This window comes from Martinezella sp. CNPSo 3957 (assembly GCF_057784395.1).
Genome location: NZ_JBXSOU010000004.1, coordinates 302,564 through 322,164, shown reverse-complemented (window position 1 = coordinate 322,164; position 19,601 = coordinate 302,564). Strand labels below are relative to the sequence as shown.

Here is a 19,601-nt window from a genome sequence, read left to right as displayed (position 1 = left end):
ACATCACCATTTCACATGAGAAATTGGCGATGATCAGAATTTGAATGATCAAGGGCGGCTTAAAAAGACGGCTGCCGGGAGGAGAAAAATGAAACGGTTTGTCTTGGCCGCCATTGCGGCCGTTGCCCTTGGCGGCGCTGCCTATGCCGATACCATCAAGGTCGGTGTCATCGGTCCGTTTTCCGGTCCGTTCGCGCTGCAGGGCAAGAATTTCAAGGCCGGCATCGACGCCTATATGGCTGTCAATGGCAAGAAGGTCGGCAATGACGAGGTGGAGGTGATCTACCGAGATTTGCCCGCGGCCGATCCCGCCCAATCGAAGTCGCTCGCCCAGGAGCTCGTCGTCAAGGAGAAGGTGCAGTATCTCGCCGGCTTCTACTTCACGCCGGATGCGATGGCGGTGACGCCGATCCTCAAGCAGGCCAATGTGCCGATGGTGATCTTCAATGCCGCCACCTCGGCGATCGTCACCAAGAGCCCGCTCGTCGTGCGCACCTCCTTCACCACCTGGCAGACCTCGACGCCGATCGCCAAGGTCGCCTTTGATGCCGGCGTGAAGAAGGTTATCTCCGTCGTCAGCGATTACGGTCCGGGCGTCGATGCCGAAAATGCCTTCAAGGCCGGTTTCGAGAAGCAGGGCGGTCAGGTGGTCCAGGCGATCCGTATGCCGCTCTCGACCAATGATTTCAGCCCGATCATGCAGCGGATCAAGGATTCCGGCGCGCAAGGCGTCTTCGCCTTCCTGCCCTCCGGCCCGACGACGCTCGGCTTCGTTAAGGCCTATAACGAGAACGGTCTGAAGGCGGCCGGCATCAAGCTGTTCGCGCCTGGCGACCTGACGCAGGAATCCGATCTGCCGGCGCTTGGCGATGCGGCGCTCGGCATGCAGACGACCTTCCACTATTCGATTTCGCATGACTCGCCCGAAAACAAGGCCTTCGTCGCAGCTGCCGGCAAGGCGATCGGCAATCCTGCCGAGCTGACCTTCCCGGCCGTCGGCGCCTTCGACGGCATGCATGTCATCTACAAGATGATCGAGGCGACTGGCGGCAAGCAGGATGCGCAGAAGGCCGTTGATGCCGTGAAGGGCCTGTCTTGGGTCAGCCCACGCGGCCCAGTCACCATCGATGCGGAAAGCCGGCATATCACGCAGAACATCTATCTGCGCGAGGTCGCCAAGGGCGATGACGGCAAATACTACAACAAGGAAATCCAGACCTTCGAGAAGCAGGGCGATCCCGGCCTTGCCGCTGCGAAGTAAGCGCTCCTGAAGCTCCAACCCCTGATCGGAAGCCTCCAATCAGGGGTGTGACGACAGCGGCCGCGCAACAACAACCGGACCAGCAATTTCAATGCAAACCGTGCTCAGCATAGCAGTCGATGCCCTCGCTTACGGGATGGTGCTGTTCGTCATCTCCATTGGCCTCTCGGTCACGATGGGGTTGATGCGCGTCGTCAATCTGGCCCATGGTGCCTTTGCCATGATCGGCGGTTATATCGCCTCCTACGCCGCGCACGATCTTGGCCTTGGCTATGCTGCCGCCGTATTGCTGGCGGTGGTGGGCACCGTCATCATCTCCATCCCGATCGAACGGCTGCTCTATCGGCGCATTTATGGTGCGCCCGAGTTGACGCAGGTTCTGATGACGATCGGCATCACCTTCTGCATCATCGGCATTGCCAACTACGTCTTCGGCCCGACTTTGAAGACCGTTCCCTTGCCGGGCGGCCTGCAAGGCTCTGTCGACCTTGGCTTCCGTACCATTGGCACCCATCGCATCTTCGCGATCGTCTGCGGCCTCATCGTTGCTTTGGCGCTGTGGTACACGATTGAGAAGACCTCCTTCGGCGTGAAGCTGCGCGCTTCGGTCGATAATGCAGCAATGGCGGCCGCTCTCGGCGTCAGGACGGAAGTGGTCTATGCGGTCAGCTTCGCCATTGCCGTCGGGCTTGCGGCCTTCGGTGGGGTCGTGGGTGCTGAGCTGCTACCGGTCGAACCCTATTATGCCCTGCGCTATATGGTAACGTTCCTCGTTGTCGTTTCCGTCGGCGGCGCGGGCTCGATTTCCGGCGCGCTTCTCGCCTGCCTCATCCTCGGCTGCATCGATACGACTGGCCGTTACCTCATGCCGGAATATGGGGAATTCTTCTTCTATCTGGCCGTCATCGCCATTGTCTGCGTCTTCCCGCGCGGCTTTGCAGGGAGAATGAAGTAACATGGCTTTGACCCTTGAAAGAGAGGCCGCGCCGACCGTGACCAGACATCGTACATTCGGGCAAGACCTGGTCGCGGTAGCGGTCATCATCGTCGTGGCTGCCGCCGGCTACCTGCTTTTTCCGGACAACCTCGCTCTTCTCACGCGGCTGATCGCGATCGCCCTTCTTGTCCTCTCGCTCGATCTCGTCACCGGCTATTGCGGCGTGGCGACCCTCGGCCATGCAGCGCTGTTCGGTGCCGGCGCCTACGCTGCCGGCATCGCATCGGCCCATTATGGCATCAACGATCCCTTGCTGATGACACTTGCTGGCATCGTCGCCGGAGCCACCGCCGGCCTGATCTGTGGCGTCGTCATCCTGAGAGCGCATGGATTGCCGCAACTCGTGCTGTCGATCGCGCTGGTCTATCTTTTCCATGAGTTCGCCAACAAGGCATCGAGCTGGACAGGTGGCAGCGATGGATTGTCGGGCATATCGGCCGATCCTTTGTTCGGTGTTTTTGAGTTCGATCTCTATGGGCATACGGCCTATCTTTACGGCGTGGCACTGCTGCTGATCGCACTCGTGCTTTTGCGCTTTCTCGTCCGTTCTCCCTTCGGCATGCTCTGCCGCGGTATCAGGCAGGATCCCTTGCGCATCCGCGCCATGGGTGCATCGCCGAAAGTGACGCTGATCAAGATGTACATGATTTCCGGCGCCGTTGCCGGTATCGGCGGCGCGCTGAATGCGATCTCGACGCAGGTCGTGGGCCTCGACAGCCTCTCCTTCACGCAATCGGCCGAGGCACTTGTCATGCTCGTGCTCGGCGGCACCGGGTCGCTGTTCGGTGCGCTCGTCGGCACGCTGATCTTCATGCTGTTCGAGGATTACGTCTCGGCCGCCAATCCCTTCCATTGGCTGACGATCGTCGGCGCTTTGCTGATCCTCGTCGTTCTCTTCGCGCCCAAGGGTATTTACGGTACGGCCGCCGCCTATGTGGCCCGCCGCCGGGAGGCGCGGGCATGAGTGCGATTTTCGAGGTCAGCAATCTGAAGAAGGCGTTCGGCGGCCTGACGGTGACGAACAATGTCAGCCTGTCGATGGCGCCGGGAGATCGCGTCGCTCTGATCGGCCCGAACGGCGCCGGCAAGACCAGCTTCGTCAATCTCGTCACGGGCAATCTGCAAGCGGATTCCGGCGAGGTCCGCATCGGGGGTCAGAGCGTCAACAAGGTCGATGCCATCGGCCGTGTCAGGCGCGGGCTGGTGCGTTCTTTCCAGGTGACGCGGCTGTTTCAGGATATGACTCCGGCCGAGCATGTCGGCATGGCGGTGCTGCAGCGGACGGGTCGCTCCGGTCGCATGTTCGGCAATTTCCTCGCCATGCGCGATGTCATGGCCGAGACGGAGGAGTTACTCGGCACGCTCGGTCTCGCATCTCTCGCGCATCGCAAGGTCAGCGAGATTGCTTACGGCCAACAGCGGCTTCTGGAAATCGCCGTCGCCATGGCCTTGAAGCCAAAGGTGCTTCTGCTCGACGAGCCCGCCGCCGGCGTGCCGCAGAGCGATACCGGCCGCATCGAGCAGGCACTGGCCGATCTGCCGGCAGATCTCGCCGTGCTGATGATCGAGCATGACATGGACCTCGTTTTCCGTTTTGCCAAGCGCGTGGTCGTGCTCGCCGCCGGCACGATCATATTCGATGGTTCGCCGAAAGACGTGACGCAGGACGCGCGGGTGCGCGAAGCCTATCTTGGGAGCTACGCCAATGCCGGCCACGCCGCTTGAAGTCGAAAACCTGTCGGCCGGCTACGGGCCGACGCGGGTGCTGGAAGGGGTTTCCTTTTCCGTGCCGGCCGGCGGCCGGCTTGCCGTGCTCGGTCGCAACGGCATGGGCAAGAGCACGCTGCTTGCCACGCTCGCCGGGCAGACCCGGCGCTATGATGGCCGCATCCGGCTGGGCTCGGCCGATATCGCCGGCCTACCAAGCGCCCGCCGCGCCCATCAGGGCCTCGGCTATGTGCCGCAGACGCGCGACGTTTTTCCGACGCTGACGGTGGAGGAAAATCTCTCCGTTGGGCTGAAGGAACGGCCGAAGAGCGCTTTGCAGGAAGCCTATGACATGTTCCCGCGCCTGAAGGAGCGTCGCAAAAATTTAGGCAGCCAGCTTTCCGGCGGCGAGCAGCAGATGCTGTCGACCGCCCGAACGATCCTCGGCCGCCCCTCAGTCCTGCTTCTCGACGAGCCGCTGGAGGGGCTGGCGCCCGTCATCTGCGAGGAGTTGATGACGGCCTTCGCCAAGCTTGCCAAATCAGGCGACATGACGATCCTGCTTGTGGAGCAGCGCATCCAGAGCGCGCTCGATTTTGCCAGCGATGTCATCATTCTGGAGCGCGGTCGGCTTGCCTGGAAGGGGACGCCCGAGGCTCTGGCTGCGGATCATGGTGCGGTCGAGCGTCTGCTCGGCGTCGGTGGACTACATTAGCGCATCCACTCCGGCTGTATTCCAATGGAGTGCGGCCTTATAATGAAACGCTATGCTTTCACCAGCCGCCTGCGGTTGCGGCGACTGTTCCGTTTATCGTAGACAGTCCGCCTGCTTGTTTCTGAGGAGGTGCAAGATGGACCGATTTACCGGCGGCTGCCTGTGCGGCAAGGTGCGGATCGTCGCGTCGGGGCGCCCCTATCGTGTCGGCATTTGTCATTGTCTCGACTGCCGCAAGCATCATGGCGCGCTTTTCCATGCCTCCGCAATCTTTCCCGAGGATGCGGTGACGATCGAAGGCGAAACACGCGACTATGCCGGCCGATTTTTCTGCCCTCACTGCGGCTCGTCTGTTTTCTCACGAAGCGCGGACGAAATCGAAGTGAACCTCGGGTCTCTCGATGCTCCCGATCAGTTGAGGCCGACCTACGAACTCTGGACCGTCCGCCGCGAATCCTGGCTGCCGCCGTTTCCGCTAGCAAGACGATATGATCACGATCGCGAGGGAACGGGCCGCTTCGAGGAATAGGTCGGGCTCGCCGTAAGCGTTATGCCGACAAAAATCGTCCACGGCGACGGGTATCGAGATTCATGTTGACGATAAAACGTTGACGATTTATCGATATATTATCATCGTTGTTGACGTCGTTCTGCTGGAGGCGGGTTTGTCGGAGAATATTTCGGGTCGTTGGGATTTCTGGATCGATCGCGGCGGCACCTTTACCGATGTCGTCGGGCGCGATCCGTCTGGCACTCTTCACGCCCGCAAGGTCCTCTCGGAAAATCCCGAGGCCTATCGCGATGCGGCCGTCCACGGCATCCGCCTGCATCTCGGTCTCGGCAAGGGCGAGCCGGTTCCTGAAGGTGCGATCGGTGAGGTCCGCATGGGCACGACGGTTGCCACCAATGCGCTGCTCGAGCGCAAGGGCGAGCGCCTTGCTCTGGTGACGACGAAGGGCTTCCGGGACGCGCTGCGCATCGGCTACCAGGAGCGCAAGAAGATCTTCGCGACCGAGATCGTAAAGCCGGAAGCGCTTTACGAAGATGTTGTCGAGATCGAGGAGCGCGTGCTTGCCGACGGCACTGTCGAACTGGCTCTGGATGAAAAGGCTGCGGAAACTGCTCTGCGCGACCTTCTCGCTAGGGGTTATCGCTCCGTCGCCATCGTCTTCATGCATGCCTATAAATTTCCGGCGCATGAGGCCGCGGTAGCGCGGATCGCACGATCGATCGGCTTCGAACAGGTCTCGGTAAGCCATGAGGTCTCGCCGCTGATCAAGCTTGTCGGCCGCGGCGATACGGCTGTCATCGACGCCTATCTCTCGCCGGTGCTCGGCCGTTACATCCACCAGGTCTGCGATGAACTCGATGTCGAGCGCACAGGCGCGCGCGTCATGTTCATGATGTCGTCAGGCGGATTGACGGCCGCTGACATGTTCCAGGGCAAGGATGCCATCCTCTCCGGTCCGGCTGGCGGCGTGGTTGGCCTTGCAAAGACAGGCGAGCAGGCGGGCTTTGCCAATGTCATCGGCTTCGACATGGGCGGCACCTCGACGGATGTGGCGCATTTCGACGGCGAATATGAGCGCGCCTTTGAAACGGAAGTGGCCGGCGTCCGCGTCCGTGCGCCGATGATGCTCATCCATACCGTTGCGGCCGGCGGTGGCTCGATCCTGCATTTCGATGGCGATCGCTTCCGCGTCGGTCCAGATTCGGCTGGCGCCTTTCCAGGCCCGGCCTGCTACCGCAATGGCGGCCCGCTGGCCGTCACCGATGCGAACGTGATGGCCGGCAAGCTTCTGCCGGAATTCTTCCCCTCGATCTTCGGACCCAACCAGGATCAGCCGCTCGACGTCGAGACGGTGCGCGCCAAGTTCGCAGCGCTCGCAGCCGAAATCGATGATGGCCGCAACCCGGAAGACGTCGCCGACGGCTTCATCCGCATCGCGGTTGCCAACATGGTCGAGGCAATCAAGAAGATCTCGGTGCAGCGCGGCTACGACGTCACCCGCTATGCGCTCAACTGCTTCGGCGGCGCCGGTGGGCAACATGCCTGCCTGGTCGCAGATGCGCTTGGGATGAAGAGCATCCTTCTGCACCCGATGTCCGGCCTTCTCTCCGCCTATGGCATGGGGCTTGCCGATATCCGCGCAACGCGTCAAAAGGCGCTGGGTGTTTCCCTCGATGATGCCGCGCCAGCAGCTATCGCAGCGCTTGGCAGCGAACTGCGCGGCGAATGCGTGCCCGAACTGGAAGCGCAGGGCGTCGCAACGGCCGACATCAAGACGGTCCAGCGCGCCCACATTCGCTATGCCGGCACCGATACCTTGTTGGCGGTCGAGACGACCTTCCCGGAAATCGACGCTCCATCACGGCTGCGCAGTCAGTTCGAGGCCCTGCATAAGCGCCGCTTCGGCTTCGTTGCCGAGGACAAGCCTTTGGTCGTGGAGGCCGTCGAGATCGAAACGATCGGCGGCGCTGCGGCCGATATCGCAGTCGAGCTGGAGACGAGCGCCGAAGGTGAAGCTGAAGCGGCAAGGCGCACCGCCTTCTACTCGAACGGCGATAGCCATGATGCGGCCGTCGTCCTGCGCCAGGCGATCAAGCCCGGCCAGACCGTGACCGGCCCCGCGATCATCATCGAGCCGAACCAGACGATCGTCATCGAGGACGGCTGGCAGGCGCAGCTGACGGTCAAGGATCATATCGTCCTCAAGCGCATCAAGGCGCTACCGGAGCGCAGTGCCATCGGCACCAAGGCCGATCCCGTCATGCTGGAAATCTTCAACAATCTCTTCATGTCGATCGCCGAGCAGATGGGCATGACGCTGCAGAACACCGCCTATTCGGTCAATATCAAGGAGCGGCTGGATTTCTCCTGTGCCGTCTTCGATGCGGAAGGCAATCTGGTTGCCAACGCGCCGCATATGCCGGTTCATCTGGGCTCTATGGATGCATCCGTCGCAACCGCGATCCGCGAGAACGCCGTCATTCATCCGGGCGACGTCTTCCTGATCAATGCGCCTTACAATGGCGGCACGCATCTGCCCGACCTGACGGTTTGCACCCCGGTCTTCGACGATGCGGGTGAGAAGATCCGCTTCTGGGTCGCCAGCCGCGGCCACCATGCCGATATCGGCGGCATTTCGCCGGGATCGATGTCGCCGCTTGCCACCCATATCGAGGAAGAAGGCGTCTATATCGACAATTTCAAGCTGCTTGATCGCGGCCGATTCTGTGAGGCAGAACTTACCAAACTGCTGACGGCTGCGCGTTATCCGGTGCGCACGCTGGCGCAGAACATCAACGATCTCAAGGCCCAGGTCGCTGCCAACGAGAAGGGCGTCGCCGAGCTGAAGAAGATGATCGTTCACTTCGGTGAAGATGTCGTCGACGCCTATATGGGTCACGTTCAGGACAACGCCGCCGAAAGCGTGCGCCGCGTCCTCGATCGTCTGTCCGACGGCGAATTCAGCTATGAAATGGATCAGGGCTGCAAGATCGTCGTCAAGATCTCGATCGACAAGGACAAGCGCGAGGCGACGGTCGATTTCACCGGCACATCCGCGCAGCGCCCGGATAATTTCAATGCGCCGCAGCCGGTGACGCGGGCCGCCGTGCTCTATGTGTTCCGCGTGCTAGTCGAGGCCGATATTCCGATGAATGCCGGCTGCCTGAGGCCGATCCGGATCATCATTCCCGAAGGCACCATGCTGACGCCGAAATATCCGGCGGCCGTCGTCGCCGGCAATGTCGAGGTCAGCCAGGCCGTGACCAACTGCCTGTTCGGCGCTGTCGAGGCGCTCGCCGCTGCCCAGGGTACGATGAACAATCTGACCTTCGGCAACGACGCCTATCAATATTACGAGACGATCTGCTCGGGTGCGCCGGCGGGACCGGGCTTCAATGGTGCGGACGCGGTTCACACACACATGACCAACTCGCGTCTCACCGATCCTGAAATCCTTGAGACGCGTTTCCCGGTCGTGCTGGAAGATTTCCACATTCGCCCGAATTCTGGCGGACGCGGTAAGTGGAATGCCGGCAACGGCACGCAGCGCACCATCCGCACACGCGAAAAGCTGGAATTCGCGATCCTGTCGGGACATCGGCGCGTAGCGCCCTTCGGCGTCAAGGGCGGCGAGGCAGGCCAGACCGGCCGCAACTATGTCCGCCGCAACGATGGCAAGGTCGAAGAGCTGATCGGTTCGGCCCATACCGTGCTCGAAGCGGGCGAGGCCTTTACCGTCGTCACCCCCACCGGCGGTGGCTACGGAAAGCGGAGTGAATAGGAATCTAATGTTGGAGCCGAGCGGCAATTGACCGCTCGGCCTGTTGATCTGCAGGGCCTTGATCCGGGTTCGAAGGAGTTTCAGGTGACGTCCGAGGAAAAGAGCGAACGGCGTGAATTGATCGTATCGTCGGCCCATCTGGCCGGCGGCAGCTCGCCGGCCCTGTCGGAGCTGGAATACGGGTCGATCCTCTTTTCGCATGCCTTCAATCGATGGCTGGTGCGCTGCATGGCGGCGGCCGGCGTGCCTGGCCTTTCGCCGATCGAGATCCTGATCATCCATTCCGTGCGGCATCGCGACCGGCCGAAAACGCTTGCCGATCTCTGCCTCGTCCTCGACATTGAGGACACGCATGTCGCCAATTACGCCATCAAGAAGCTCGAGGCGGCAGGTCTTGTCAAAAGCGGCAAGGCCGGCAAGGAAAAGACCATCCGGGTCACCGACAAGGGCCTGGACGCGCTGAAGCGCTATACCGAAATTCGCGAGCGGCTGCTTGTCGAGGCGACGAAAGTATCGGGTCTCTCGCAAGATGACCTCTCCGATATCGCCTCGCATCTCAGGGCATTGTCCGGCTATTACGAACAGGCCGCACGGTCGGCCGCGACGCTGTAAGATAAAGGCGCCCAAGTTTCTTCCAAATCTTCTTTGCTCTACCCAAGGTTCGCTTTTCATTGAGCGCTAATATAATTTGGGTCGCCGGCGTCACACGCAAATTCCCGCCTCTTATCTATTCTGCCATTTCATACCTATATTAGGTCTGTGCGATCCGTTGGCGGCAATCCGTTCAACGATCTATGTCGGCCGACCGATGAGATCCAGTTTTTACCACTGCGCGACTTTTAGAAATTGCTGGCTTCGCACGATAGCAAAAGTGTGCTTTTTTTGACCGAAAGGGGAATGGTGTAAAAACTTCCATGAACAACGATAGTTTTGAGCTGAAATTTTGGGGCGTGCGGGGAAGCATCCCTGTATCGGGACCGGAATTTGAGCGGTACGGCGGTAATACGTCGTGCATAGAGTTACGGCATGCGGGCAGGCATATCTTATTCGACGCCGGAACGGGTTTGCGCGAAGCGGCCGGCTCGCTTGCCAAGGAAGGGGTCCGCGATATCGATCTCTTCTTCACTCACTCCCACTACGACCACATCATCGGGCTGCCTTTCTTCAACGCGATCTACGATCCGCGCGTCAGCGTCGATCTCTGGTCGGGCCATCTGGCGGGCAAGACGACGACGCGGCAGTTGATCGGCCAGTTCATGCGGCCGCCGTGGTTTCCTGTTGAACCCGACATCTGTCGTGCGACGATGAATTTCCGCGATTTCGCCGCCGGCGATACGTTGAAGCCGCATCCGGGCATCGTCATCCATACGACGAGGCTGAACCATCCCGGCGGCTGTATCGGCTATCGCATCGAATGGGCGGGCCGGGTGATCGCCATGGTCTATGATACCGAGCATGTGGCAGGCAAACTCGACGAGGCCGCGCTTGAGCTGATGGCGGATGCAGACCTTGCCATCTACGACGCGACCTATCTCGAAACGGAGATGCAGAAATATCTCGGTTTTGGCCATTCTACATGGCAGGAGGGCATCAAGCTCGCCAAGAAGGCCGGTGCCAAGCGGCTTGCCATGTTCCACCATGCGCCCGGCCGCACCGACAGCGAACTGGATGACATGCAGCACGATGCGCAGAAGAGCTTCCCTGAAGCGTTCTTCGCCTTTGACGGACAATCGCTGCAGCTCTGAGATACGTTTGGCGGCAAGCGTCCGTCGTTAGACCGGGCCACACCCCGTAGACTGGAACGACTTTCGGGAGGTTGCAAGCATGGCCGTCAAACGGATGGACAATGTCGGAATCGTCGTCGAAGACCTGGCAGCGACGATTGATTTCTTTCGCGAGCTTGGTCTTGAGCTGGAAGGGCAGGCGACGATTGAGGGAGAGTGGGCCGGGCGTATCACCGGGCTCGGCGATCAGCGCGTCGAAATTGCCATGATGCGAACGCCGGACGGCCACAGCCGGCTGGAGCTCTCCCGTTTCCTTGCGCCGCCTGTCGTCGCGGATCATCGCAACGCCCCGGTCAACGCTTTGGGCTATCTCCGTGTCATGTTTGCCGTGGATGACATCGACGACACCCTTGAAAGGCTCCGCATGCGCGGTGCGCAGCTCGTCGGCGAAGTCGTCCAGTATGGCAACGCATATCGCCTCTGCTATATCCGCGGGCCTGAAGGGCTCCTCATCGGGCTTGCCCAGGAACTCAGCTGAGTGCAATGCGCTTTAGTATACGAAGTTGCCGACTGGCCGCCATTCGATGGCGGCATGGTCGGCCGTTTCTTCGAACAGTGTCTCGACAAAATCCCAAGCGAGATCGTCATGGACGAGATGGTGCGTCATCACCCCGATCGGTTCGTCGTGACCGTCGAAGCGGATCCGGAGCTCTTCCACGAGACGTCCGATCACTTCGGCATGCGGTAGACCGCCGCGCACCCCGTGCCATCTCATGATATCGACATGCGTGTTGATCAAGCCGACAGGGGCCAGTTTTGCCAATCCGAAGACGGAGACGGCGCGATAGCCGAAGGGGGCGAGATGCGGCAGCAGCGCATCGTCGATCCTGTTCCACGGCGGCACCAGCAGCGGTACGAACTGCTTGCCATAAAGAGCTTCGAGTTTATCGAAACCGCGATGCAACTCGTCGAGCACGGCCGCCTGCGGCCGGTGCAGGCCGAGTTCCTGCTTCTTGGTGTCGTCAGGCGCATAGTTCTGGTGGGTCCAGCCATGCACGGTGGCGGTGACATGGCTTTCGCCCGCCAGCCGTTCGGCGAGTGCCTTGCCCGTCGGTTGCGGAATGATCGCAAGCGCCATCGGCACGTCGAAACGATTGGCAAGCGATAGAAGCCGGTCGAGGGCAGGGGTCGGCTCGATGGCGTCGTCGTCGCGGAACCAGAATTTCACCTTTCGTCCGGCCTCGCTCCATCGCTGCAGCTCGTCGCGCAGGGGCTGCCAATCGGCTCTATCGCTCATAATAGGTGTCTCCCAGATATTTTCGAAGAATGGTTTCCAGCCGCTTCGATGCGGCGGGCAGTGAACGCTCCTGATGCACGAAGTCATAGGTTGCGTCTGCCATGGTCTGCCGCAGGTTCTGATCGTTCAAAAGCCGAGCGATGGCGTTGGCGTAGGCCTCGATATCGCCCTCCGCTGTTAGAAGGCCTGTCTTGTCCGCCATCACCACCTCAGGCACACCGGCCGTCGCCTGCGCGACGACGGGCAGGCCCGCTGCCTGCGCCTCGAGATAGGCTAGGCCATAGGCTTCGTTGCAGCCTGGCCAGACGTAGAGACCGGCGGTTGCCAGCTCTTGCGCGATCTCTGCGGTAGAGCGCTCTCCGCGCCAGATGATGCGGTCTTCGCTAAATGCGGAGAATAACGACCTGACCTCGGCCTGCATCGGCCCATCACCGATGATGGTCAGGGTCCAATCCTGATCGCGGATGAGATCGAGCGCACTTGCCAGCATGGCGTAGCTGTCGAACTTGTCGCCCCTGCGCAACATCGCCACCGTAATCAGCCGTCGCGGATCGGCGAAGGAGCGTGCAAAGGGCGCGGTATCGATGAAGGGCGGGAAGCGCTCGTAACGGCTCTCGGGAATTGCATCGAGCAAACCGATCCGGTCGCGCTCGGTGAAGCACAGATTGACGGCGGCCAGCCTTACCGCATCGGCAATAAGGCGCTGGTTCTCGTGCCAGCCGGTCTCGTCATGACGGCGGGAGTAGGAAGCCTCGGCCGTGACATAGGGGATATTAAGCCTCCTGGCGACGAACGGGCCGATGAGATCGGGTGTCTTGTAATAGGGATGATAGGTGAACCATAGATCCGGCGGTGCCGTATCCCGCCACTGCTCCAGCAATTGCTCCGCCTCACTTTTCGCCTGCCGGGCGATCTCCACGCGTGGGCCGGCGTCCGGAGTGGGCGTGAAGCTGCGCAATTCGGAAGCGACTTCGACTTGATGTCCCGCCATCTTCAATGCTGCGATGATCTGGCGCGCCATCAGCCGGTCACCGGATGGGACCCGATGGGCAGGTGACTTCAAGGGAGCGTAAAAGGCGATTTTCATGATGTCGTCACACGGTTGACGATTAAGTGATGGCAGGAACCCGAATCGTGAAAGGATTGCCCGAATTCCGACCGGTTGCGTGACAATAAGATCCCTGCTTCAAAAAGCCGCATCCTCGACAGCATGCGGCGTTGCGGCTACTGCATAATTCCTTAAATCGGAATCGATTTGAGGATAAAACTATGCAGCAGGTTAAAAGTGCTACAGCGACCTTTGCGCGTCATATTTGACGCGCGGCGCTGTAGATGAATAGGCGATAACCGTTTTCGGATCAGTTGTGAACGGGCAATATACATTGGGTTTGATGACCATAGAGGCAAGAAAGCCAATCATGACCGATCGCCTCGTGCGAAAGCTGCGTCTCGGCTCGGGTCTGATCGTTTTTGCTTTCGTCATCATGCATTTGGCCAACCATTCCCTCGGCCTGATCTCGCTCGGCATGGCCGAGCATGCGCAACATTGGTTCATGGCGGTTTGGCGCAATCCGGTCGGAACCGTGCTGCTCTATGGGGCGCTGATCCTGCATATCCTGCTCGTGCTGCGAATGCTCTACAAGCGCAGGACGCTCGTCATGCCCGCCGGCGAGGCTTTCCAGATCGTTACCGGTCTCCTGGTCCCCCTCCTGCTGATCGACCATATCGTTGCGACACGCATCGTTCATGAGGTCTACGGCTATCACGACACCTATAAGGCGATCGTGCGCACCCTCTGGGTGACTTCGCCGTTCAATGGGATGCGCCAGTCGTTCGTCCTCCTGATCGTTTGGCTTCACGGATGCATCGGCGTTCATTTCTGGCTGCGCTACCGGCGTTGGTATATGGCGATCGCGCCCGTCATGCTGTCGCTTGCCATCGTCCTGCCGATTCTCGCTTTGCTCGGCTTTGCCGCAATGGGCAAGACGGTGGCGCATGAGGTCGCCCAGGAGGATGAGCGCGGCTATCCAGGCGGCTATTACAGCGACGTACGAAGCTTTGGCGAAACAGGCTCGGCGCCCGGCGGTAAGATGGCGGAAGACTTGTGGCCTTACCGCGCCGGATTCTATGGCGCCTTCAGTCTGTCGATCGCCGTTCTTTTTGCCTTCCGAGCGCATCGCAGACTGCGAGAACGGCAATATCAGGTCGCCATTCGTTACGCAGGTGGGGAAATCGTCCATGCACCACGCGGTTTCAGCGTGCTCGAGGCAAGCCGTCTTGGCGGCATTCCCCATTATTCGGTCTGTGGAGGCAAGGGGCAATGCTCCACCTGCCGCGTGCAGATCATCGAGGGAGCCGAAAATCTGCCGCCGCCCGAGCCGCTGGAGCTGAAGACCTTGAACCGTATCGGCGCCACGCCGGATGTCAGGCTTGCCTGCCAGCTGCGCCCGACCGGCAATGTCAGCGTGGTGCCATTGCTGACGCCGATGGCCGAGGCGGCGATCCCGGTCTACACGCAGGCCGCAAGTCCCGGCCGCGAGCGCGAGATCGTCGTATTCTTCTGCGATCTACGCCATTTCACCTCGCTGACGGAATCGCGGCTGCCCTTCGACATCGTTTTTCTGCTCAACCGCTATTTCGCCATCGTTGGCCGCATCATCGAAGAAAATGGCGGTCGGCTGGACAAATTCATCGGCGATGGCGCGATGGCGCTCTTCGGCCTTCGCGCAACCCCGAAAGAGGCCAATCGGCAGGCCCTGAAGGCGGCCGCCGCGATCATCCGCGAGATCGACAAGCTCAGTGCCGAGCTGGCTGATGACCTGGCTGCCCCGCTCGAAATCGCCATCGGCATCCATACCGGCCTCGCAGTCGTGGGCTCGATGGGATACGGCACCGTCAAGAACGTGACGGCGATCGGCGATACCGTCAATGTCGCCAGCCGTCTGGAAAGCGTCGCCAAGGAATTCAACGCCGCGCTGGTCTTTTCGGAGCCGGTGGCGCAGCTTTCGGAAGCCGATGTCGCCAGCACCGAAAGCCGCGAGATTGCCGTCAGAGGCCGCGGTGAGCCCTTGCGAGTCTATATCGTTTCGAAAGAGGCGAGCGCGCACCTTGCCTGATTTTCAGAGAGTGGCGGCGGCGTCGCCCTTGTCCGTTTGCAACGGAATGGCGCCGGTGTAGAGATGGCGCTCATGTTTGACGCCAAGATTCTCACACGAAAATACTGGAAGCGAGCTTTTCGCCGCAAGCGGGACGCGATCGCCACGCGCTTGTTCGACACCAGGCTCGGCCGGGATATCCTTGTCAGTGCGATCGGCCCCCGCGTGAAGATGATGACGGTCGATTGCGGCGATCACATCCTCAGTTTCTCGCCGGCCGACTACATCGGCCGCAAGGTTTTTCGCAAAGGGCATTTCGAGCGCGACCATGTCGATCGCCTGCTGAGCGTCCTGCGCGAACACGGCCTGTTGCGCAAGGGATCGGCGCTCCTGGAACTCGGCGGCAATATCGGCACGCAGACCTGCTATTTTGCCTTCAGCGGCGCCTATGACCGCATCGTCAGCGTCGAGCCGGACCCGCGCAATTTTCGCCTGCTGGCGGTCAATATTGCCGATAATGGCCTGAAGGAAATGGTGACTGCGGTCAATTGCGCCGCCGGCGATCGCGAGGGTCAGCTCGATTTCTATCTCAATCACAAGAACCATGGCAAAAGCAGCGCGCTGCGGCAAAGTCCGACCGACGAGAAGATCTCGGTGCCCGTCCGGCCGGTCGGCGATATCCTGCTGCAGGCAGGCGTCGATCCCGCCGATGTCGGGCTGATCTGGATGGACATCGAGGGATACGAGCCGGTTGCCTGCCGTTCGATGGGCGTGCTGATGGCCCGCAAGGTGCCGCTCTATATGGAATTCACACCGGCCTTCTACGGCAAGGATCAGACCAGAGACTTCATTGTCGATCTTGCCCGGCACTATAGCGAATGTCTCGCCTTCTTCGAAAGCGGCGAGCGGATCATGAAGGTGGTCGAACTGCCGGTGGCGGGCGAACAGTTCGACGTCCTGTTTCTGCGCTGATCCTATCTGCGCCGATAGATGAAATAGCGCCCGTCCTTGACGCTTGAGGGCAGCGGCAGCACAGCGAGATCCGGATGGTCGAGGGGAAGGCCGCTGACCGCAAGCCCGCCCGATGCCAGCACGCCAGCCATGATTTCCGGCAGCCAGGTCAATGTTATCGCATCCTTGTCTTCATAGCCGGTGCCGATATCGGCATGGGCGAGCGAGGCGTTGGCGCCGATGAAAGTTCTCGCCGTGTCCTTGATCTCACCGAGAACAAGGTTTTCGGCCGACGGCATGGAAGGACCATAGGCATTGACCGTCCGGTCGAATGCGACAATGCGATGATCGGGGAAGAGTTCGCGCAGATGATCGAAGGTGCGGCCGTTGCCGAGGCCAAGCTCCAGCACCGGGCCGTCGAGCGTTTTCACCTCATCGGCAACGGCGTTGAGAATGTCGCGCTGCGCACTGAGGCGGCGAATGAAACTATCCAGGCGGCTCATCGTATTTGAAATATCCTTGGCGTTCTATGCCTCTTCCGCCGTGGCCTAGCATGGCGGGCATCGCGGCGTCGACCACCCGCTGGCTTTTCGACGCATTTGTTGTAGGGATAGATTGTCGCGGCGCTCACAGAAGGGGGATATCATGGCCGAGCCGTCCAACGATGATTTCTTCCACAAGCTTTCGGGTTTCACCCGTTTCGAGGGTGTGACCGACAGCGCCAACTATCAGCCCCTGCCGGGTGATTGGTCGATTGCGATCGCCGACATCGTCAGCTCGACAAAGGCGATTGCCGCGGGTCATTACAAGTCGGTCAACATGGCCGGCGCCAGCGTGATTTCCGCCGTGCTGAACGCTTTGGATCGAGGTGATTATCCCTTCGCGTTCGGCGGGGATGGCGCATTGGTGGCAGTCCCGCCCTCCGGCGAGGAGCGGGCGCGGCAGGCGCTTTCAGCGGTGCGGGGCTGGGTGATGGAAGAGCTGCAGCTCGATCTGCGCACCGCCTTGGTGCCGATGGCCGCCATCCGCGACGAGGGGTTCGACGTGCAGGTCGCGCGTTTCAACCCAAACGACCATGTTTCCTACGCCATGTTTTCGGGTGGCGGCACGAGCTGGGCAGAACGGCAGATGAAGGAAGGACGCTTCATCGTCGAAGCGCCGCCGGAAAAGGCGGAGCCCGATCTAACAGGGCTTTCCTGCCGCTGGAATCCGATAAAGGCGCAAAATGGCGAGATCATCTCCATCATCGCCATCGCCGGCGAGGATGGAAACGGTCCGCAGTTTCAGCAATTGGTCGCCGACATCATCGCCATCTCTGCAGAGCAGAGCCGCGACAGCCACCCCGTACCGGTCGAAGGCCCGACGCCAGCATTGAGGTTCGATGGTGTCGATATCGAAGCCCGGGCTCTTGCCGCTCCGGCCAATCGCTGGTGGCGCAAGCTTCTTATCGACGCCCAGGTCATCCTGCTCTGGAGCCTCGACAAGTTCCGCGTAAGGGCAGCATTCTTCGATGCCAAGGCCTATCGGCGCGATCTCGCTGCGAATTCCGATTTCCGCAAGTTCGATGACGGTCTGAAAATGACTATCGATGTCGACGCCGAACATCTCGAACGTATCGAGGCACGCTTACGCCAGGCAGAGGCAGAAGGCGTGTGTCGCTTCGGTCTGCATCGGCAGGACAGTGCGCTGATGACCTGTTTCGTTCCGACGCCTCTCATGCGCGACCATATGCACTTCATCGATGGGGCGAGCGGGGGGTATGCTATGGCAGCCATGGCGTTGCGGGGAAAGCGGCCGCCCGCGCTTGCCGCGGGCGAATGATTTCATCCGCGGCGCGCAGGGCTGCAGTCGCAAATTTATCGATCCATTTGTTTTTTGCCCATTGTGTCAGCTGAATATGCGCCTTATCTCAATGAGAACAAAACGAGAGTCGTTGGTTGTGGCGGCTGTCGTTCTGCCGCATGTCATGTGCGGGGTGTGAGGAAATACAGTCGATATTTTGGGTGCCTGCACGATCCAAGGTGGCAATGGAACGTGTCGGTGCCGTCGCATGATGCTTCTTTCAGTCTTTGACGATGGGCTGGAAGTCCCGGATACGGATGCCGACGAAATCGACGGTACGCCATAGGCGGGGGAGGCATCAAGCATTGCAGGATGGGCCGTGGGAATAATGGCAATCAATTCGGGTGTCTCTGATATTCTTATCGATAAAGTTGCGGAATGGCTGACGCAGGCCGCCCTGACGGGCGAGAACCTGGAAACCGTCGTTCGCGGTTTCTGCGAACGTATGGCCGCCACCGGGATGCCGCTCAAGCGCGTGCATCTGACCTTCTCCATGCTTCATCCGCTCTATGACGCGCTCGGCTTCACCTGGCGTCGGGGTGGCGGTCTGACGATCGAGGGCTACCGGCACGGGAATGAGCAGCCGGAACGCTTCATGCGCAGCCCTTATTATTATCTTCTCTCCAACAATCTTCAGCACCTGCGTCGCCGGATCGACAGTGACGGCGCGGTCGAGTTTCCGATCTTCGAGGACCTGCGCAAGGAGAAGGTGACCGACTACATGGCCTTCGTGCAGACCTTCGGGGCTGGTTCGATGCAGGGCATGATGGGCTCCTGGTCCACCGATAATATCGGTGGTTTCAGCGAGGATATGATCGGCGCGTTGATGCGCATGCAGAACCATCTCGCCATGGCTGCCAAGATGGCTGTTCTCGGCAAGCTCGCCAACAATATGCTGACCACCTATCTCGGCGGCGATGCAGGGAAGCGCGTGCTAAACGGCCAAATCCGCCGAGGCGATGGAGAGACGATCCGAGCAGCGCTCGTCATGGGCGACATGCGGCAATCCACAGTTTTTGCCGAAAAGGAAGGGCGCCAAGCCTATATCGATACGCTGAACGAATTCTTCGATGCGATTGCTGCGCCTTTCAACCGCAACGGTGGCGAGATCTTGAGCTTTCTCGGCGACGGTTTTCTGGCGGTCTATCCGTGCGGCCGGCACAAGGACCCATCCAAGGTCGCGTGCGAAGCCGCGCTGTCGGCTGTTTTCGAAGCGCAGCGCCGCGTTGCCGCGCTCAACAGCGATCGCCAGTCGCGTAATCTGAGCGAGGTGCGCTACGGGATCGGCCTGCATGTCGGCAACGTCATGTTCGGCAATGTCGGATTGAAGGACCGGCTGACCTTTTCGGCCTTTGGCGCGGCGGTCAACGAGGTCGAGCGGCTGCAGTCGCTGACCAAGAAATATTCGACGGAGGTCGTCGCGAGCCAGGCTTTCTCAAGTTACACCGATTGCGAATGGGGGACGCTGGGAGAAGAAAAGCTGCGCGGCGTGCGCCAGCGCTTCACAGTCGTCTCTCCGAAGGCCGCGGCGGCAGCCAGCAGTGCGCTGGAGATCTTTCAGGAGACGGCGGCCGACGGCCTCTCCGAGGCCGAACAGGTTATTCTCTTGCACAGGGATGCCAAGAAGTTCGAGGGCCGTCTTCAAGTCGAAAACCTCGCTCCGTGACGGCACATGCCTTACGCTTCAGCATAAGCCGATATATCACTGGAAAGGCGACAG

Annotated in this window: 17 protein-coding genes; 14 read left to right on the top strand and 3 right to left on the bottom strand. The window is 60.5% G+C overall.

All coding sequences use genetic code 11. The annotated features are described in order from the left end of the window. Positions 1–88: 88 nt before the first annotated feature. The 10 genes from AC13QE_RS12870 (at position 89) to AC13QE_RS12825 (ending at position 11,234) form a co-directional block, all read left to right on the top strand. Positions 89–1,261 (top strand): ABC transporter substrate-binding protein, encoded by a 1,173-nt coding sequence (locus tag AC13QE_RS12870; RefSeq protein ID WP_488483960.1) that lies wholly within the window; start codon positions 89–91, stop codon positions 1,259–1,261. 91 nt (positions 1,262–1,352) lie between these two features. Further along, the gene (locus AC13QE_RS12865; protein WP_488483959.1) at positions 1,353–2,216 is read left to right on the top strand and encodes a branched-chain amino acid ABC transporter permease; all 864 of its coding nucleotides are present in this window, start codon (positions 1,353–1,355) and stop codon (positions 2,214–2,216) included. A 1-nt stretch (position 2,217) separates the two neighbouring features. After that, positions 2,218–3,222 (top strand): branched-chain amino acid ABC transporter permease, encoded by a 1,005-nt coding sequence (locus tag AC13QE_RS12860; protein WP_488483958.1) that lies wholly within the window; start codon positions 2,218–2,220, stop codon positions 3,220–3,222. Next, the gene (locus AC13QE_RS12855) at positions 3,219–3,983 is read left to right on the top strand and encodes an ABC transporter ATP-binding protein (protein ID WP_132719254.1); all 765 of its coding nucleotides are present in this window, start codon (positions 3,219–3,221) and stop codon (positions 3,981–3,983) included. Before AC13QE_RS12860 ends, AC13QE_RS12855 begins: the two co-directional genes overlap by 4 nt. Beyond that, positions 3,964–4,680: an ABC transporter ATP-binding protein gene (locus AC13QE_RS12850; protein ID WP_488483957.1), complete on the top strand. Its 717-nt coding sequence runs from the start codon at positions 3,964–3,966 to the stop codon at positions 4,678–4,680. The genes AC13QE_RS12855 and AC13QE_RS12850 overlap by 20 nt, the downstream gene beginning before the upstream one ends. Positions 4,681–4,816: 136 nt before the next feature. After that, a complete protein-coding gene (locus AC13QE_RS12845) occupies positions 4,817–5,209 on the top strand; it encodes a GFA family protein (RefSeq protein ID WP_488483956.1) in 393 nt (130 codons plus the stop codon). A 136-nt stretch (positions 5,210–5,345) separates the two neighbouring features. Continuing rightward, the gene (locus AC13QE_RS12840; protein WP_488484099.1) at positions 5,346–8,972 is read left to right on the top strand and encodes a hydantoinase B/oxoprolinase family protein; all 3,627 of its coding nucleotides are present in this window, start codon (positions 5,346–5,348) and stop codon (positions 8,970–8,972) included. Positions 8,973–9,056: 84 nt separating this feature from the next. After that, complete coding sequence (locus AC13QE_RS12835) at positions 9,057–9,584, top strand: winged helix DNA-binding protein (protein ID WP_112335858.1); 528 nt, start codon at positions 9,057–9,059, stop codon at positions 9,582–9,584. 302 nt (positions 9,585–9,886) lie between these two features. Next, the gene (locus AC13QE_RS12830; protein WP_488483955.1) at positions 9,887–10,717 is read left to right on the top strand and encodes an MBL fold metallo-hydrolase; all 831 of its coding nucleotides are present in this window, start codon (positions 9,887–9,889) and stop codon (positions 10,715–10,717) included. A gap of 79 nt (positions 10,718–10,796) precedes the next feature. Next, a complete protein-coding gene (locus tag AC13QE_RS12825; protein WP_488483954.1) occupies positions 10,797–11,234 on the top strand; it encodes a VOC family protein in 438 nt (145 codons plus the stop codon). 12 nt (positions 11,235–11,246) lie between these two features. Here AC13QE_RS12825 and AC13QE_RS12820 read toward each other — a convergent pair whose 3' ends face one another. Next, positions 11,247–11,993, bottom strand: coding sequence for a polysaccharide deacetylase family protein (locus tag AC13QE_RS12820; RefSeq protein WP_488483953.1), 747 nt, complete (start codon positions 11,991–11,993; stop codon positions 11,247–11,249). After that, positions 11,983–13,080, bottom strand: a complete 1,098-nt coding sequence (locus AC13QE_RS12815; protein ID WP_488483952.1) for a glycosyltransferase family 4 protein — start codon at positions 13,078–13,080, stop codon at positions 11,983–11,985. Before AC13QE_RS12815 ends, AC13QE_RS12820 begins: the two co-directional genes overlap by 11 nt. A 304-nt stretch (positions 13,081–13,384) precedes the next feature. Here AC13QE_RS12815 and AC13QE_RS12810 point away from each other — a divergent pair, with 304 nt between their 5' ends. Then, entirely contained in the window at positions 13,385–15,109 is a 1,725-nt protein-coding gene (locus AC13QE_RS12810) for an adenylate/guanylate cyclase domain-containing protein (RefSeq protein ID WP_488484098.1), read from the top strand. A 72-nt stretch (positions 15,110–15,181) separates the two neighbouring features. Further along, entirely contained in the window at positions 15,182–16,060 is an 879-nt protein-coding gene (locus tag AC13QE_RS12805) for an FkbM family methyltransferase (protein ID WP_488483951.1), read from the top strand. 2 nt (positions 16,061–16,062) lie between these two features. On the opposite strand, the gene AC13QE_RS12800 is transcribed toward AC13QE_RS12805, so the two are convergent. Then, the gene (locus AC13QE_RS12800; protein WP_015343458.1) at positions 16,063–16,542 is read right to left on the bottom strand and encodes a class I SAM-dependent methyltransferase; all 480 of its coding nucleotides are present in this window, start codon (positions 16,540–16,542) and stop codon (positions 16,063–16,065) included. 142 nt (positions 16,543–16,684) lie between these two features. On the opposite strand from AC13QE_RS12800, the gene AC13QE_RS12795 reads away from it, so the two are divergent. Both AC13QE_RS12795 and AC13QE_RS12790 read left to right on the top strand, forming a co-directional pair. After that, a complete protein-coding gene (locus AC13QE_RS12795) occupies positions 16,685–17,860 on the top strand; it encodes a DUF3095 domain-containing protein (RefSeq protein ID WP_488483950.1) in 1,176 nt (391 codons plus the stop codon). Positions 17,861–18,209: 349 nt separating this feature from the next. Beyond that, on the top strand, positions 18,210–19,547 hold the full coding sequence (locus AC13QE_RS12790; RefSeq protein ID WP_183711483.1) for an adenylate/guanylate cyclase domain-containing protein: 1,338 nt from the start codon (positions 18,210–18,212) through the stop codon (positions 19,545–19,547). The last annotated feature ends 54 nt before the right edge of the window (positions 19,548–19,601 follow it).